Origin of the sequence: Rothia sp. HMSC071B01 (assembly GCF_001808945.1) — a bacterium.
Taxonomy (GTDB): Bacteria; Actinomycetota; Actinomycetes; order Actinomycetales; family Micrococcaceae; genus Rothia.
In genome coordinates this window covers 126,033-142,926 of the sequence record NZ_KV795073.1, presented here as the reverse complement: position 1 = coordinate 142,926, position 16,894 = coordinate 126,033, and the positions used below count along the sequence as shown (strand labels likewise).

Annotated in this window: 11 protein-coding genes; all 11 read left to right on the top strand. The window is 57.4% G+C overall.

Going from position 1 to position 16,894, the window contains the following annotated elements:
- Window positions 1–64 precede the first annotated feature (64 nt).
- Window positions 65–583, top strand: a complete 519-nt coding sequence (locus HMPREF2527_RS05525) for a MogA/MoaB family molybdenum cofactor biosynthesis protein (RefSeq protein ID WP_049347297.1) — start codon at window positions 65–67, stop codon at window positions 581–583.
- The gene (locus HMPREF2527_RS05520) at window positions 573–1,079 is read left to right on the top strand and encodes a molybdenum cofactor biosynthesis protein MoaE (protein WP_044150198.1); all 507 of its coding nucleotides are present in this window, start codon (window positions 573–575) and stop codon (window positions 1,077–1,079) included. The genes HMPREF2527_RS05525 and HMPREF2527_RS05520 overlap by 11 nt, the downstream gene beginning before the upstream one ends.
- Window positions 1,080–1,199: 120 nt before the next feature.
- A complete protein-coding gene (locus HMPREF2527_RS05515) occupies window positions 1,200–2,393 on the top strand; it encodes a ThiF family adenylyltransferase (RefSeq protein WP_070506942.1) in 1,194 nt (397 codons plus the stop codon).
- A 78-nt stretch (window positions 2,394–2,471) separates the two neighbouring features.
- The gene (locus tag HMPREF2527_RS05510; RefSeq protein WP_070506939.1) at window positions 2,472–6,191 is read left to right on the top strand and encodes a nitrate reductase subunit alpha; all 3,720 of its coding nucleotides are present in this window, start codon (window positions 2,472–2,474) and stop codon (window positions 6,189–6,191) included.
- On the top strand, window positions 6,191–7,804 hold the full coding sequence (narH, locus tag HMPREF2527_RS05505; RefSeq protein ID WP_005504921.1) for a nitrate reductase subunit beta: 1,614 nt from the start codon (window positions 6,191–6,193) through the stop codon (window positions 7,802–7,804). Before HMPREF2527_RS05510 ends, narH begins: the two co-directional genes overlap by 1 nt.
- A gap of 3 nt (window positions 7,805–7,807) precedes the next feature.
- Window positions 7,808–8,548, top strand: coding sequence for a nitrate reductase molybdenum cofactor assembly chaperone (gene narJ / locus HMPREF2527_RS05500; protein WP_012903033.1), 741 nt, complete (start codon window positions 7,808–7,810; stop codon window positions 8,546–8,548).
- A gap of 26 nt (window positions 8,549–8,574) precedes the next feature.
- On the top strand, window positions 8,575–9,408 hold the full coding sequence (narI, locus tag HMPREF2527_RS05495; RefSeq protein WP_044150202.1) for a respiratory nitrate reductase subunit gamma: 834 nt from the start codon (window positions 8,575–8,577) through the stop codon (window positions 9,406–9,408).
- 30 nt (window positions 9,409–9,438) lie between these two features.
- The gene (locus HMPREF2527_RS05490) at window positions 9,439–10,659 is read left to right on the top strand and encodes an MFS transporter (RefSeq protein WP_070506937.1); all 1,221 of its coding nucleotides are present in this window, start codon (window positions 9,439–9,441) and stop codon (window positions 10,657–10,659) included.
- A 284-nt stretch (window positions 10,660–10,943) separates the two neighbouring features.
- Window positions 10,944–13,784, top strand: a complete 2,841-nt coding sequence (gcvP, locus tag HMPREF2527_RS05485; protein ID WP_012903038.1) for an aminomethyl-transferring glycine dehydrogenase — start codon at window positions 10,944–10,946, stop codon at window positions 13,782–13,784.
- A gap of 173 nt (window positions 13,785–13,957) precedes the next feature.
- Window positions 13,958–15,076 (top strand): glycine cleavage system aminomethyltransferase GcvT, encoded by a 1,119-nt coding sequence (gene gcvT, locus HMPREF2527_RS05480; RefSeq protein WP_070506932.1) that lies wholly within the window; start codon window positions 13,958–13,960, stop codon window positions 15,074–15,076.
- Window positions 15,077–15,352: 276 nt separating this feature from the next.
- A complete protein-coding gene (locus HMPREF2527_RS05475; RefSeq protein ID WP_070506930.1) occupies window positions 15,353–16,849 on the top strand; it encodes an L-serine ammonia-lyase in 1,497 nt (498 codons plus the stop codon).
- Window positions 16,850–16,894 lie beyond the last annotated feature (45 nt).

Here is a 16,894-nt window from a genome sequence, read left to right as displayed (position 1 = left end):
CTCCGGCGGCACACCGACCCCACCGACCCCACTGTCACCTGATAGATACAGAAAAGGAAAGCCAATGAGTAGCGAAGACTACACCATGCCGGAGAACCTGACCGGTCTGGTCATTGTCGCCTCCACCCGCGCAGCCCGCGGCGTGTACGAGGATAAGTCCGGCCCCATCGCCGTGGAATGGTTGCGCTCGCGCGGCTTCGACACCCCGGACGCCGTGGTCATTGAAGACCGCGATATCGTCGAGTACTTCAACACCCTGGTCACCGAGGGAAAGAAGAACGGCACTCTGCCGACCTTCATCCTGACCAGCGGTGGTACCGGTCTGAACTCTGACGACCAGACCGTGGAGGCTGTACGCCCCCACCTGGATAAGGAAGTTCCCGGCATCATGCATGCCTTCTGGAAGAACGGTCTGAAGAACGTTCCTGCGGCGGTGCTTTCACGCGGCGTGGCGGGCGTCATTGACCGTACCTTCGTGATGACCCTGCCCGGTTCGCGCGGTGGCGTGAAGGACGGCGTGGCGACCCTCGACCCGCTTGTTGAGCACATTTGCCGTCAGATGGAGGACTACCATGACCACTAAGCCGCAGAAGGAAGAATCCCTGGACCACTCGGGCGCGCACGGTGCTGAGCCGAGCGGCTCGACCGTGGTGTTCACTGATATTACGGAGGCTCCCCTGGAACCGCTGTACGCGGCGGCTAAGGCTGAGGTTATGACTGATGCCATGGGTGCCCTGGTAATTTTTGACGGCATTGTGCGCAACCATGATCATGGTAGCGCGGTGCGCGGGCTGTCTTACAGCGCGCATCCGCAGGCTCGTGAGTATATTGCCGAGGTTGCCGCTGAGGTTGCCGCCGAGCTGGATGGCGTGCGTCTGTGGGCTGTGCACCGCGTGGGTCCGATTGCTATTGGCGAGTCGGCTCTGACCGTGATGGCGGCGGCTGCTCACCGTGGCCGTGCGTTTGATGCTTGCGAGCTGGTGGCTGACCGGGTGAAGGCTCGCGTGCCGATTTGGAAGGAACAGGAACTGCTCGATGGAAGCATCGAGTGGGTTGGCGTGGATACTTCGCCCGCTTAGCCTTCTGAATATTCTGAATATAAGCCTGTCAGGGGGATTTCTCTCGGGCAGGCTTATTCTCCTTGAGGCTTGCATCCCTAAAGTTCAAGCCACCTCTACTATTTGATGCGAGGAACCCCTATGTCTTCTCACACCTCTCGTAGCGCGAGCGAGCTCTCTGCCGCTGAGCGTGCGTTCTACTCTCGTCAGCTGATTCTGCCCGAAATGGGGTATGAGGCTCAGCTGGCACTCAAGGGCGCACGCGTTGTGGTGTTGGGCGCTGGCGGTTTGGGTGCTCCCGCGCTGCTGTACCTGGCGGGTGCTGGTGTCGGTCAGATTGTGGTGGTTGATGACGACGTCGTGGATGTTTCGAATCTGCACCGCCAGGTGATTCATACGCACGCCAGGGTGGGTAATTCTAAGGCTGGGTCTGCCGCTGAGTCTTTGCGCTCGCTGAATCCTTTTATTGAGGTTGTGCCGGTGCGTGAGCGTTTAACGGAGGCGAACGTTGATGATTTGCTGTCTGGCGCTGATTTGGTACTGGATGGTAGCGATAATTTTGAATCGCGTTATATGGTTTCGGCGGCGGCTGCGCGTGCTGGGATTGCGCATGTGTGGGCTGCGATTCTTGGCTTTGATGCGCAGTTGAGTGTGTTTTGGGCGGGACACGGTCCGGTGTATGAGGATTTGTACCCTCATGCTCCTGCTGCCGGTAGTGTGCCTTCGTGTAGTACTGCTGGCGTGGTGGGCGCTATGGCTGGTGTGGTGGGTGCTGCTATGGCTATGGAGGCCGTGAAGCTGTTGACCGGGGTGGGGGAGCCACTCATAGGTGAGGTTGGCCTATATTCGGCGTTAAGCGGGAGGTGGGAATATATACCTCTCGTAGCTAGCGTGCAAGCTGTACCTAAGAAAAGTGTCGTTTTGCCTCAAGAAACGAGTTATAAGCCCAAAAATTATGTAACAATTCGTAATATTTCTCAGGATTTTACTAGCTCTTCTACTGATTCGACGCCTCGTCCCATAAGTGCCCAGGACCTTAAAAAGCTGTCATCGGATGAAAATATTGCCCTTTTGGACGTCCGTGAGCAGGTGGAATTCAAAGCTTTTGCTATTGATGGGGCTATTAATCTTCCTCTGACTGAGTTGCTGGAGGCCGGTCGGAATAGTGTTTTAAAGGCCTTGATTGAGCGTAAAATCCCCGCAAATGCCCAGAAAATCGTTATTTACTGCACTGGATACGCTAGAACGGTTGAGGCGGCTCGCGAAATTGCCCCTTTGGTAGGGCGTTCTGTGTATATGTTGGAGGGCGGAATTTCTGCCTGGCTTACGGTCTAAAACACCCTTATTTCGCATGAATTAGGCAAGGTTTTTATCTCGTATTTTCCATGCCAAATTTCAGATATATTGGGCAGTATGGAACAAGCATCACAGATTAAGGGCCCGGATGGCCCCCTTACCGATCAGCTGATTAAGTTCGGTAAGTTCTTCTCCCGCTGGGATGAGACTGAAGACGGCCGCGCCGTCTTCCGTGAAGGCGGCCGTGAAGGTGACGCCTTCTACCGCGACCGTTGGAGCCACGATAAGGAAGTTCGCTCTACCCACGGCGTGAACTGCACCGGCTCCTGCTCCTGGAAGGTGTATGTCAAGGATGGCATTATCACCTGGGAAGCACAGGAAACCGACTACCCCACGGTTGGTCCCGACCGCCCCGAGTACGAGCCCCGCGGCTGCCCCCGCGGTGCAGCGTTCTCGTGGTACACCTACTCTCCCACTCGCGTTAAGTACCCTTACGTTCGCGGTCTCCTGCTGGAGATGTACCGCGAAGCGAAGGCAATCCACAATGATCCCGTGGACGCCTTCCACTCCATCGTGTCCGACCCCGCCAAGCGTGCACGCTACGTTGACGCACGCGGCAAGGGTGGTCTGGTGCGTTCGACCTGGGCTGAAGCTCTTGAGCTGATGGCTGCCGCACACGTGCACACCATCAAGTACTACGGTCCCGACCGTAACACTGGCTTCACCCCGATTCCGGCAATGTCTATGGCGTCCTTCAGCGCGGGTGTTCGCTACATCCAGCTGACCGGTGGCGTCATGACCAGCTTCTACGACTGGTACGCCGACCTTCCCGTGGCTTCCCCGCAGGTCTTCGGCGACCAGACCGACGTTCCCGAGTCTGGCGACTGGTGGGACGCTGCATACCTCATCATGTGGGGCGCAAACGTTCCGCTGACCCGTACCCCGGATGCTCACTGGGTCTCCGAGGTCCGCTACCGCGGTACCAAGGTTGTCTCCGTGAGCCCCGACTACGCCGACAACACCAAGTTCGCTGACGAGTGGCTACCCGCACAGGCAGGTACCGACGCGGCACTGGCTATGGCAATGGGCCACGTCATCCTCAAGGAGAACTACGTTGACCAGCGTGTCGAGTTCTTCGAAGACTTCTCCCTGACCTACACCGACCTTCCCTTCCTGGTCACCCTGGAAACCCGCGAAGACGGCGTAAAGGTCCCCTCCAAGTTCCTGACCGCAGCAAAGCTCGCTGGTGAGGCTGAGCAGCAGAACGCTGACTTCAAGCCCGTCCTGATGGACCGCGAGACCGGTGAGGTCTTCGTGCCCAACGGCACCATGGGTCACCGTTACGCTCAGGAAGACCAGGGCAAGTGGAACCTGGATCTGCAGGGTCGTAAGCCGATTCTGTCGATCCGCGACCTGCCCCAGGGCCAGACTGCAGCCGTGGAAATCAAGATGCCGACCTTCGACAACCCGAAGGGTCACGGCGACGTCATTACCCGCGGTGTGCCTGTAGCCTACGTTGAAGGCCACGAAGTCACCACTGTCTTCGACATCATGCTGGCACACTACGGTGTGGGCCGTGAGGGTCTGCCCGGTACCTGGGCTAAGGACTACGAGGACTGGAACGTCCAGAACACCCCGGCATGGCAGGAGCAGATTACTTCTGTCCCCGCCGAGGCTGTTATTCGCGTTGCCCGCGAGTTCGCTAAGAGCGCCCTGGATTCCGGCGGCCGCTCCATGATTATCTTCGGTGCAGGCATCTGCCAGTGGTACCACGCTGACACCACCTACCGCGCTATCCTCGCCCTGCTGAACCTGACCGGTTGCCAGGGCCGTAACGGTGGCGGTTGGGCTCACTACGTGGGCCAGGAGAAGGCACGTCCGCTGACCGGTCTGACCAACATTGCTAACGCTCTGGACTGGAGCCGCCCGCCGCGTCACATGATTGGTACCGGCTTCTGGTACATGCACACTGACCAGTTCCGTCAGGATGCATACTCCACCGATTACCTGCAGTCCCCGCTGGCTAAGGGTGAGCTGCGCGATGTTCACACTGCTGACGTTGTGGCACGCTCCGTGCGCATGGGCTGGATGCCGTTCTTCCCGCAGTTCCCCGAGAACCCGATGGAACTGGCTGATAAGGCAGAGCAGGCAGTGGCACGCGGCGAGGCTTCCTCGAACGCGGACTACATTGCACAGCGCCTGAACTCCGGTGATCTGGAATTCTCCGTTGAGGACGTCGACAACCCCGTCAACTGGCCTCGTACCCTGACCCTGTGGCGTTCGAACCTGTTCGGTTCCTCCGCTAAGGGTGAGAGCTACTTCCTGAAGCACCTGGTCGGCAGCATGGACAACGTCCAGGGCTCCGACTCGGAGAAGCACCCGAACGAAGTGAAGTGGGTCGACGACGCACCTCAGGGCAAGCTGGATCTGCTGGTCACCTCGGACTTCCGTATGACCACCACGACCCTGCTGTCTGACATCGTTCTGCCGACTGCTACCTGGTACGAGAAGCACGATATCTCCTCGACCGATATGCACCCGTTCCTGCACGCGTTCTCCCCGGCGATTGACCCGCCGTGGGAGGCAAAGACCGACCACGAGACCTTCAAGGCTCTGGCATACGAGTTCTCTCGCCTGGCTAAGAAGCACCTCGGCGTCCGTAAGGATATCGTTTCGGTTCCGCTGCTGCACGACACCCCCGGCCAGATTGCTCAGCCTGGCGGTCACGCACCCGACTGGAAGAACACCCCCGGTATGGTGGGTGTGCCCGGCAAGAACATGCCGAACTTCGTCACTGTCGAGCGTGACTACGGCGCAGTGTACGACATGTACACCACCGTTGGCCCGCTGTTCGATAAGCTCGGTGCCACCACCAAGTTCATCACTTACGATCTGAAGGACGAAGTCGCGAAGATGGCTAAGGAATTCGGTGTGATGGACTCCGGTAAGGGCGCAGGCCGTCCGGCACTGGATACCGACGTGAAGATGTCTGAAGCAATCCTCATGATTTCCGGTACCGCTAACGGCGCGGTCGCTGTCAAGGGCTTCAAGGAGCTCGAGAAGCAGACCGGTCTGCACCTGATGGACCTGGCAGAAGGTAACGAGGAACGTCGTATTACCTTCCCCATGACCCAGGCCGCACCGCAGCCCGTGATGACTTCCCCCGAGTGGTCCGGTTCGGAGACCGGTGGTCGCCGTTACGCTCCGTTCACCGTCAACATCGAGAAGAAGAAGCCGTTCCACACTCTGACCGGTCGTATGCACTTCTTCCTCGACCACGACTGGATGCACGAAATGGGCGAGGCTCTGCCGATTTACCGTCCGCCGCTGGATATGACCGGCCTGTACAACGAGCCCGAGCTCGGTACTACCGATGGTGTTTCGGTTGCTGTTCGCTACCTGACCCCGCACAACAAGTGGGCAATCCACTCGCAGTACTTCGACAACCACTACATGCTCAGCATGTTCCGTGGCGGTCCGGTTGCGTGGATGAGCCCGCAGGACGCTGAGAAGATTGGCGTCAAGGACGGCGAGTGGATTGAGTGTGTGAACACCAACGGTGTCTTCGTGGGCCGTGCGGTTGTTTCGCACCGTATCCCCGAGGGCGTCTGCTTCGTTTACCACGCTCAGGAGCGTATGGTTAGCCCGAAGTCTGAAGTCACCGGTAAGCGCGGTGGTATTCACAACTCGGTGACCCGTATTCTTCTGAAGCCCACCCACATGATTGGTGGCTACGCTCACCAGGCGTTTGCCTTCAACTATCTTGGACCGACCGGTAACCAGCGAGACATCGTCTCGTACATCCGTCGCCGTAAGTCCCAGGAGGTAACTTTCTAATGCGCGTTATGGCACAAGTTGCGATGGTGATGGCGCTCGATAAGTGCATCGGCTGCCACACCTGCTCCGTGACCTGTAAGCAGGCATGGACGAACCGAGCCGGTACCGAGTACGTCTGGTTCAACAACGTTGAGACTCGTCCCGGTCAGGGTTACCCCCGCCGTTACGAGGATCAGGAGAAGTGGAAGGGCGGCTGGGTGCTGAACAAGCGCGGTCGTCTGGAGCTCAAGAGCGGTAACCGCTTCCAGAAGCTCTTCACGATTTTCGCTTCCCCGATTCAGCCCGAGCTGAACGACTACTACGAGCCCTGGACCTACGATTACCAGAACCTGACCAGTGCTCCTCTGGGTGATGACTTCCCGGCTGCTAAGCCGGTCTCCCTCATCACCGGTGAGGACACCAAGGTCGAGTGGGGTATGAACTGGGACGACAACCTGGCTGGTGCGACCGAGTACGGTCACCTGGACCCGCTGGTTGAGAAGGTTCGCAAGAAGGCTGAGGACAAGATTAAGTTCGAGTTCGAGCAGACCTTCATGTTCTACCTGCCTCGTATTTGTGAGCACTGCCTGAACCCCTCTTGCATGGCTTCTTGCCCCTCCGGCGCTATCTACAAGCGCGCTGAGGACGGTATCGTTCTGGTTGACCAGGACCGTTGCCGCGGTTGGCGTCAGTGCATCACCGGTTGCCCCTACAAGAAGGTGTACTTCAACCACAAGACGGGTAAGGCTGAGAAGTGTACCTTCTGCTACCCCCGTATTGAGGCTGGTATCCCGACCGTGTGTGCTGAGACCTGTGTTGGTCGTATGCGCTACATCGGTATCTTCCTCTACGATGCAGACCGCGTGACCGAGGCTGCTTCGGTTGAGGATGAGAAGGACCTCTACGAGGCTCAGCTGTCGCTGATGCTTGATCCTTCGGATCCGGCTGTGATCGAGCAGGCTCGTAAGAACGACATCCCCGATGCGTGGATTACTGCAGCTCAGAAGTCGCCCGTGTACAAGCTGGCGAAGGAGTGGAAGGTGGCTCTGCCCCTGCACCCCGAGTACCGCACCATGCCCATGGTTTGGTACGTGCCGCCGCTGTCTCCGATTGTTGACCTGCTCAAGGAGCAGGGCCACGATGCAGAGAACAGCAACAACCTGTTCGGTGCTATTGAGTCTCTCCGTATTCCGGTTGAGTACTTGGCTGAGCTGTTCACCGCAGGCGACACTGAGGTTGTTACTAACGTTCTGCGCCGTCTGGCTGCGATGCGTTCGTACATGCGTGATATCAACCTCGGTGGCGAAGGCAACGAAGAGATTGCTCAGGCTGTTGGTATGACCGGTCAGCAGGTGTACGAGATGTACCGCCTGATGGCTATCGCTAAGTACAACGAGCGTTACGTCATCCCGAAGGCTCACATGGAGGACGCCCACAACCTTGAGGAAATGGGTTGCTCCCTGAGCGTGGATGGCGGACCCGGCATGTACGGCGATGCGTTCAACGATATGGAGGGTCGCCCGACCCCCGTGTCCACCGGTGTCTACGAGGCTAACAACAAGGTCAGCTTGTTCAGCTGGGACGGTTCTTCCCGCCCTGACGGCCTCTTCCCGAACACCACCGGAAAGAAGTAATAAGTGGCTGGATTCTTTTCCAAGCTCATGGGCAAGGCCGGTTCCGAGGCTGCTGTCTCGGAACCGGCTCAGCCGGAGAACCCGTTCGATATCGATTACGGTCCCGGCGAGGATAAGGACTCGGTGATCTACCAGGTGAGCGCTATGCTCCTGGGCTACCCCGATGAGGAAACTCTGAAGGTTCTGCCTGAACTGGTGGAGATTACCGCTTCCACCCAGGATGAGGCTTTCATTGCTGCCGTTGATGCGGTTCAGCAGTGGCTGACTTCTAAGGACCTGGAGGATGTGCAGTCCGAGTACGTGCAGGAGTATGACCTTTCGCGTCGTCATTCTCTGCACCTGTCCTACTGGACCGATGGCGATACCCGCCGCCGTGGTGAGACTCTTCTGCGTTTTAAGCAGATGTACCGCGACTCCGGTATGTTGACCGTTTTGAACGGTGAGCTTCCGGACTACCTGCCGCTGGTGCTGGAGTTCTGTGCGTTGGTGGATCGCCGGAAGGGCCGTTCCGCTTTGCAGGCGTACCGTCCGTCCCTTGAGCTTCTTCGTCTGTCCATGAAGGACGGAAATCTGCCCCACTACGGGTTGTTGCAGAGCATCTGCGATACCCTTCCTGGCGTCTCTCCGCAGACTCAGGAGGAGGTTCAGAAGATGGCTGGCTACGGCCCTCCCGTCGAGACTGTTGGCTTGGATGGTTACGCTGATCATCAGCTGCTCCAGCAGGCTTCGGCGCGTTCTAACTAGTTTTATCCCTTGTGAGGAGACAACACGTGTACGTACTTGCTTCTGAGAACGCAGGACATGCTGCACAGGCTGTAGCCGATCCGGGTATTGTGGACATCCTGCTGTGGGGCGTTCTGCCCTATGTTGCGCTGGTCGTTCTGATTGGTGGCACTATCTGGCGTTACCGTACTGACCAGTTCGGATGGACTACCCGCTCGTCCCAGGTCTATGAATCGAAGCTGCTGCGCATCGCTTCGCCCCTGTTCCACTACGGTCTTGCGGCCGTTTTCCTTGGTCACGTTGGTGGCCTGGTTGTTCCCAAGTCGTTTACCGACCTGTTCTTGTCGGAAGACGCTTACCACATGATGGCGCTGGTTGTTGGTTCTGCCGCAGCGATTGCGACCATTGTTGGTATGTTCATTCTGATTGGTCGCCGCGCTTCGAATTCTCGTGTTCGTTCGGCTACTACTCGTAATGACGTCCTGATGTATGTCGTTTTGGTTCTGGTGATTCTCGCTGGCACTGCGGCTACTCTGCTTTCGGCTGTGAACCCCTCGGGCGGTTTGCCTCCGGTGAATGGTCACGAGGTTCACTTCAACTACCGTGAGACCATCGCTGTTTGGTTCCGTTCGCTGTTCTACTTCCACCCTGAGGTAGCTTTGATGGTGAATATTCCCGTGGCTTTCAAGATTCACATCGTGGTGGCTATGGTTCTGTTCATCATTTGGCCCTTTACCCGCCTGGTGCATGCACTGACTGTGCCCCTGCACTACCTCTTCCGCCCCTACACCGTGTACCGCACCCGTGGCGGCCAGCGTGTTGGTGCACGTCGAGGTTGGGATCCGGTAGGTACTCTCCCGCGTGAGCGCGCCGACCGCTAATACACATATCCATATTGCAAAAGAGGAAATATGAGCACCCCTGTTGCACCGAGCTACGACCTGAAGAATGGTCAGCTCCGTAACGTTCTGCTGGCAACGTTCATCTCGACCATCGGCTTCTGGGCCTGGACTATTGTTGGTCCGCTGGCCAAGCTGTACGCCAAGCAGATGCACCTGGACGCTGGTATGACCAGTGTTCTGGTGGCTATGCCGATTTTCATCGGCGCTATCGGCCGTATTCCCGCTGGTGGTCTGACTGACCGCTACGGTGGTCGTATTATGTTCACCGCTGTTCTGGCGATTAGCGCGCCCCTGGTCTTCCTGGTTGGTGTTGCTGGTCAGATGAACTCGCTGCCCATGCTGCTTGTTGTGGCGTTCTTCCTGGGTATTGCGGGTACCGTGTTCGCTGTGGGTATTCCCTTCAGTGCCGCATGGTATGACGCTTCCAAGAAGGGTTTTGCGACCGGTGTGTTCGGTGCCGGCATGGTGGGTACTGCGGTTTCCGCATTCGCTACCCCCCGCCTGGTGCAGGGTATTGGTTACTTCCAGACTCACGTTCTGATTGCTGTTATCTGTGCTGTAACCGCTGCTATCTCTTTCTTCTTCTTGAAGGATTCTCCGGCAACCATCGGCCGTGAGGTTACTCCGCTGATGCCGAAGATTGTTCAGGCATTCAAGGTGAAGACCACTTGGCAGCTGTGCTTCCTCTACGCTGTTGTGTTCGGTGCGTTCGTGGCATTCTCGAACTACCTGCCTACTTACCTGAGCAACATCTACAACTTCAACGCTAACGACGCTGGTATGCGTGCGGCTGGCTTTGCGGTTGCTGCTGTGATTGCTCGTCCCTTCGGTGGTGTGCTGGCTGATAAGTTCGGTCCGAAGATTATCACCCTCATCTCCCTGGGTGGTGTGGTGATCCTGGCAGTTATTACCGCGTTCCAGCCTGATGCTGAGCACGTGTATGGTGCTGTTTTCATCCTGATGGCTGCTCTTCTGGGTCTGGGCCACGGCTCGGTCTTCGGCTGGGTGGCTCGTGCGGCTGATCCGAAGAACGTTGGTGCGGTGTCCGGTGTGGTTGCTGCTGCTGGCGCTCTGGGTGGTTTCTTCCCGCCGCTGGTGATGGGTGCAACCTACAACCAGGCTGAGAACAACTACTTCATCGGTCTGATGCTGCTGGCCGTGACCGCGTTCCTCGCCTTTCTGTCGGCATTCCTCGTGCCGCACGGTGGCAAGCCCAACCACGCTAAGTAGGGTCTTCTAATACATCCTTCTGCGGGATGTATGTGAAGTTTGCTTTGACTGAGTCCGGCTCGTTTTCTCTTCGGAGAGAACGAGCCGGGCTTTGTGCGTTTCTGCTGTTTTTCCTCTAACAGGGAGGGAGCTTAGCGGGGCAAAAGACTTTGATGTTTAGGCATGTCAAATGTTGGTAAAGCTAGCAAAACTTTGTGGAGATGTGGGACACTTAAGATGTTCGACTCGTCGCAATAGCGCGACGTGACCCCTCTACGGTTTGCGCCGACTAATAGGAGAATCCTATGTCCTTTATTGATCGTCATCTCGGCCCCCGTTCCGCAGACGCAGAGCAGATGCTCGAAACCCTGGGATACTCTTCCCTGGATGCGCTGATGGACGCTGTTGTCCCCTCGCAGATTCGCCTTGACGGCGAATTGCAGTTGCCTGCTCCGCTGTCGGAGCATGAGGCTCAGGCAAAGATTGCCGGCTATGCTGCGAAGAATAAGGTTCTCGCCCAGATGATTGGTGCCGGATACTACGATGCAGTAACTCCCGCGGTTCTGCGCCGTAACATTCTGGAAAACCCCGGTTTCTACACTTCTTACACCCCGTACCAGGCTGAGATTTCTCAGGGCCGTCTGGAGGCTCTGCTGAACTTCCAGAACACCGTGATGGAGCTGACCGGCCTGGAGATTGCAAACTCCTCCCTGCTGGATGAGGCATCCGCAGTAGCTGAGGCAGCTGTCATGATGCACCGTGCGAACCGCAAGGTGAAGAATGGCTTCTTCGCGATTGACTCCCGTTGCCTGCCTCAGGTTATTTCGGTGACTCGCGGCCGTGCAGAGATGCTCGGCATTCCCTTCGTCATTACTGATTTCTCTGAGGGTCTGCCTGAGGGCGACCTGTACGGTATCGTCCTGGCGTACCCCGGCAATGAAGGCGATATTCGCGATATTGAGCCGCTGATTAAGGCCGCTAAGGAGCGTAACGCCCTGGTCACTGTGGTCGCTGACCTGTTGGCTCTGACCCTGCTGAAGTCTCCGGGTGAGCTGGGTGCTGATATCGCAGTTGGTAACACTCAGCGTTTCGGTCTGCCCTTCTTCTTCGGTGGCCCCCACGCTGCGTACATGGCTGTTCACAAGGGCATGGAGCGTACCATGCCTGGCCGTCTGGTGGGTGTTTCTAAGGATTCGGCTGGTAAGCCTGCGTACCGTCTGGCTCTGCAGACTCGTGAGCAGCACATTCGCCGTGAGAAGGCTACTTCCAATATTTGTACTGCTCAGGCTCTGCTGGCGATTGTTGCTGGTGCTTACGCGATGTACCACGGTCCTGAGGGTCTGCGCGCTATCGCGAACCGCCTGCACACTAATGCCGCTCGTGTTGCTACCGCGCTGAAGTCTGCGGGCTACGGTATCGCTCACGATACTTTCTTCGACACCGTCGTGGTGGAGGCTGCTGGCCGTGCCGACGAGCTGGTTGCGAAGGCTCTGGAAGCTGGCGTGAACATCCGCCGCTTCGACGAGAACCGCATCGGTATTTCCGTGGGTGAGTCTCACGGTGAGGAGCTGCTCAAGGGCCTGGTTGAGGCTCTGGGCGGCACCCTGGGTGAGGCAGATGCACAGTACGATCTGCCCGCTGAGCTGCTGCGTACCGATGACTACATGCAGCACCCGATTTTCCACAAGTACCGTTCCGAGACCGAGATGATGCGCTACCTGCGTCACCTCGCTGACAAGGATCTGGCACTTGACCGCACCATGATTCCGCTGGGTTCGTGCACTATGAAGCTGAACGCGGCCGCTGAGATGGAGCCCATCTCCTGGCCTGAGTTCGCGAACATCCACCCGCTGGTCCCGGAGAATCAGGCTGAGGGCTGGCACGAGCTGATTAAGGATTTGAGCGAGTGGCTGGTTGCTATTACCGGTTACGATGCTATCTCGCTGCAGCCGAACTCGGGTGCGACCGGTGAGTACGCTGGTCTGCGCGCTATCCGTTCCTTCCATGAGGCTAACGGTGACCACGAGCGCGATACCGTCCTGATTCCGCTGTCTGCTCACGGCACCAACGCGGCATCTGCTGCTCTGGCTGGTCTGAAGGTTGCCGGTGTGGCAACTGCGGCTGACGGTTCGATTGATGTTGACGACCTGAAGGCAAAGATTGAGAAGTACGGCCCCAAGGTTGCCGGCATCATGATTACCTACCCTTCCACTCACGGTGTGTTTGAGGAGCAGGTTGCTGAGGTTTGCCAGCTGGTTCACGAGGCTGGCGGCCAGGTGTACCTGGATGGCGCGAACCTGAACGCTCAGATGGGCTTCGCTCAGCCCGGTAAGTTCGGCGGCGACGTTTCGCACCTGAACCTGCACAAGACCTTCTCCATTCCTCACGGTGGTGGCGGCCCCGGTGTTGGCCCGCTGGCTGTTCGTGAGCACTTGGCGAAGTTCCTGCCCGGCGACGCATACCGCGCTGATGCTGAAGGTAAGCTCCCCAACGATGCTGCACTGCCGATTTCTCAGGCGTTCTTCGGTTCTGCCGGTGTTCTGCCGATTAGCTGGATGTACATTGCGATGACTGGTGCTCAGGGTCTGAAGGACTCTTCGCAGTACGCGGTGCTGAACGCTAACTACATTGCGAAGAAGCTCAACGACAAGTACCCGGTGCTGTACACCGGCCCCGGCGGTCTGGTCGCTCACGAGTGCATCCTGGACCTGCGTCAGCTGACCGATCAGTCTCACGTGACTGCTGAGGATGTCTGCAAGCGTCTGATGGACTTCGGCTTCCACGCTCCGACCCTGGCGTTCCCGGTTCCGGGCACCCTGATGGTTGAGCCGACTGAGTCTGAGTCGAAGGAAGAGCTGGACCGCTTCATTGAGGCAATGGAGACCATCTACGATGAGATTATCGAGGTGGCTGAGGGCAAGGTCGCTGTGGAGGATTCGGTTCTGCGCAACGCACCGCACACCGTTGATGTGGTGAGCGCTGATGAGTGGGATCGCCCCTACAGCCGTACTCAGGCAGCTTTCCCTGTCCCGAGCCTGCGCGCTAATAAGTACTTCACTTCGGTGGGTCGTATTGATGGCGCTGGCGGTGACCGTAACTTCGTGTGCGAATGCCCCCCGATGGAGGCTTTCGACCTGGAAGCATAAGGAGCCTATAACGCTCCTGGGTAGGCTGTAGCGGTCTACCTGCCTCACCCGTCCTCAGATTTCTGGGGGCGGGTGGGGGTTCGCCTCCGTAGCGTATCTCGTGTCTGTGGGGGTGAATGAAATCTATGACGATTGAACGATAACAGCACAAGGCTGTGCGTGAGGAGAATCTAATGTCCCCCAAGAAGACCTCTCTGTACTCTGTCCACGAGAAGCTTGGCGCTTCTTTCACCGACTTTGGCGGCTGGGATATGCCCCTGAAGTACGCTAATGACGTTGCTGAGCATGAGGCTGTCCGTACTCGTGCCGGTATTTTCGACCTGTCTCACATGGGTGAGTTCCGTGTGATCGGCCCGGATGCGGGTGCGTTCCTGGATTACGCTCTGGTGTCGAACATGTCCATCCTGAAGGTCGGTAAGGCGAAGTACTCGATCCTGGTCAACGACAGGGGCGGTGTGATTGACGACCTGATTACTTACCGTCTGGGCGATGAAGAGTTCATGGTGGTTCCGAACGCTGCGAACATTGACACTGACTTCGCGGCGATGAGCGAGCGCCTGGGTGATTTCAATGTTGAGTTTGTGAATGAGTCGGAGCAGACTTCTCTGGTGGCTGTTCAGGGTCCTCGTGCTGAGGAGATTTTGCTGGCTGCTGGCGTGTCTGATGATGAGGCTGTCCGTGAGCTGAAGTACTACGCTTCGGTGCCGCTGACTGTTGCCGGTGTTGATGTTCTGCTGGCTCGTACCGGTTACACCGGTGAGGATGGCTTCGAGCTGTTCGTTCCGAATGAGAACGCTGTTGAGCTGTGGGATAAGCTGGCTGCTGCTGGTGAGCCTTTCGGTATGATTCCTGCCGGCCTGGCTTCTCGTGACTCCCTGCGTCTTGAGGCTGGTATGCCGCTGTACGGTCATGAGCTGGGTCTTGAGATTACTCCGTTTGAGTCCGGTCTGGGCCGTCTGGTTGAGATCGCTCTGGAGAAGAAGGCAGCTGACTTCGTTGGTCGCGAGGCTCTGACTGAGCTGGCTAAGAGCGAGTCGAAGCGCATCCTGGTTGGTTTGAAGGCTCAGGCGAAGCGTCCTGCTCGTGCCGGTTCTAAGCTGGTGGATGCTGAGGGTAATGAGATTGGTGAGGTTACCTCCGGTATTCCTTCCCCGACTCTGGGCTTCCCGATTGCTATGGCGCTGGTGAACCGTGAATTCTCTGAGGTTGGTTCTACTGTGGATGTTGATATCCGCGGTAAGCGTGCTCCGTTTGATGTTGTGGCTCTGCCGTTCTACAAGCGTGAGAAGTAAGAGTTTTTCTGCAGATAATCTGTAGGGTAGAGGCGTCGTGTCCCGTGTGGGCACGGCGCCTTTTCTGCGCCGTGAGGTGGGCGTTGAATAGCGAGGGAGGGCGTGAGGTGTTCTGAACCTTAGTTTGTGATGGTTCTGAAGTGCGTTAGGATTAGAGCGGCCAGTCAAGGGTGATTGTCCGCACTTATAGACCGCAGATTGATGTGTGGTTCCTCCATTCAGGGGCGCGTATCTTTTGGTGCGGTGCACAGACATTATTTATTTGAAGGACAGAATGTGGCTATTAACCAGAGCGCGCCCAGCAGCGCCCAGAAGAAGGCAGAGGCTCTGCCGTATGACATCAGTGTTTTTGAGATGTTCAGCGTTGGTGTGGGCCCTTCGAGTTCGCATACGGTGGGGCCGATGCGCGCTTCGAACCGTTTTGTGGCGGAGCTGATTGATGAGGGTCTGCTGGACCGTGTGACGGGTGTGCATGTTGATTTGTATGGTTCGTTGGCGGCTACGGGTGCTGGTCACGGTACGATGAGTGCTGCGTTGAAGGGCCTGTGTGGTTTTGTTCCGGAGACTATCAATATCGCTGATTCTGAGGCGATGATTGAGCGCAATAGCGTGGATGGTACTTTGCCGCTTGCTGGTTACCCGTCCTCTGCGTACGGTGTGACTGCGCCCGGTGGTGAGGAGCAGAAGGTGTACGGCCCGGTGGTGAATTACCGTGAGCTGGATATGACTCTGCGTCCGTTGACGGTTCTTCCGCGCCATACGAACGGTATGAAGATTGCGGCGTTTGCCGGTGAGCAGCTGCTGTTGGAGCGTACCTACTATTCCATTGGTGGCGGTTTCATTGTTGAGGGTGATGAGGAGGCGACCGGTGGCGCGTCGCTGATGAACCCTCCGTATCCTTTTGGTTCGGCGGCTGAGCTGCTGGAGATGGCGAATGAGGCTGGGTTGTCGATTGCGCAGTTGAAGATGGCGAATGAGTGTTCGCTGCGTTCTGAGCAGGAGGTCCGCGATGGCATCTTGCATATCTACCGCGTGATGAAGGAGTGCATCGGTTCTTCGTTGGCACGTGTGGGTTATTTGCCGGGCCCGCTGAAGGTGCGTTGCCGTGCGGGCGCGTGGCATCGCGATTTGATGGTGGAGGATCCTTCGAAGTCTCCTGAGTTCGCTATTGACTGGGTGAATCTGATTGCTTTGGCGGTCAATGAGGAGAACGCTTTTGGTGGTCGCGTGGTGACTGCCCCGACGAATGGTGCTGCGGGTATTATTCCGGCGGTGTTGCATTATGCGATGAACTACACGCAGGGTATTCGCCATTGCGGTCAGGCTGCTCGTGATCAGGCGGTTGTTGATTTCTTCTTGGCGTCTTCTGCTGTGGGTGTGCTGTATAAGAAGCGCGCGTCGATTTCTGGTGCTGAGGTTGGTTGCCAGGGTGAGGTGGGTAGTGCTTCCTCAATGGCTGCAGCCGGTTTGGCACAGGTGATGGGTGGTACTCCTGAGCAGGTTGAGAATGCTGCTGAGATTGCGATGGAGCACAACCTGGGTCTGACCTGTGACCCGGTGGGTGGTTTGGTACAGATTCCGTGTATTGAGCGTAATGCGATGGCGGCGTCGAATGCTGTGACGGCTGCTCGTATGGCGTTGCGTGGTGATGGTACGCACCGTGTGTCGTTGGATCAGGTGATTGAGACGATGCGTCAGACCGGTTTGGATATGTCTCACCGTTATAAGGAGACGTCTATGGGTGGTTTGGCTGTGAATGTGGTGGAATGCTAGGTGCAGGCTGTGGCAGGTTTGCACTCCTGATGAGGGTGTGGTAGA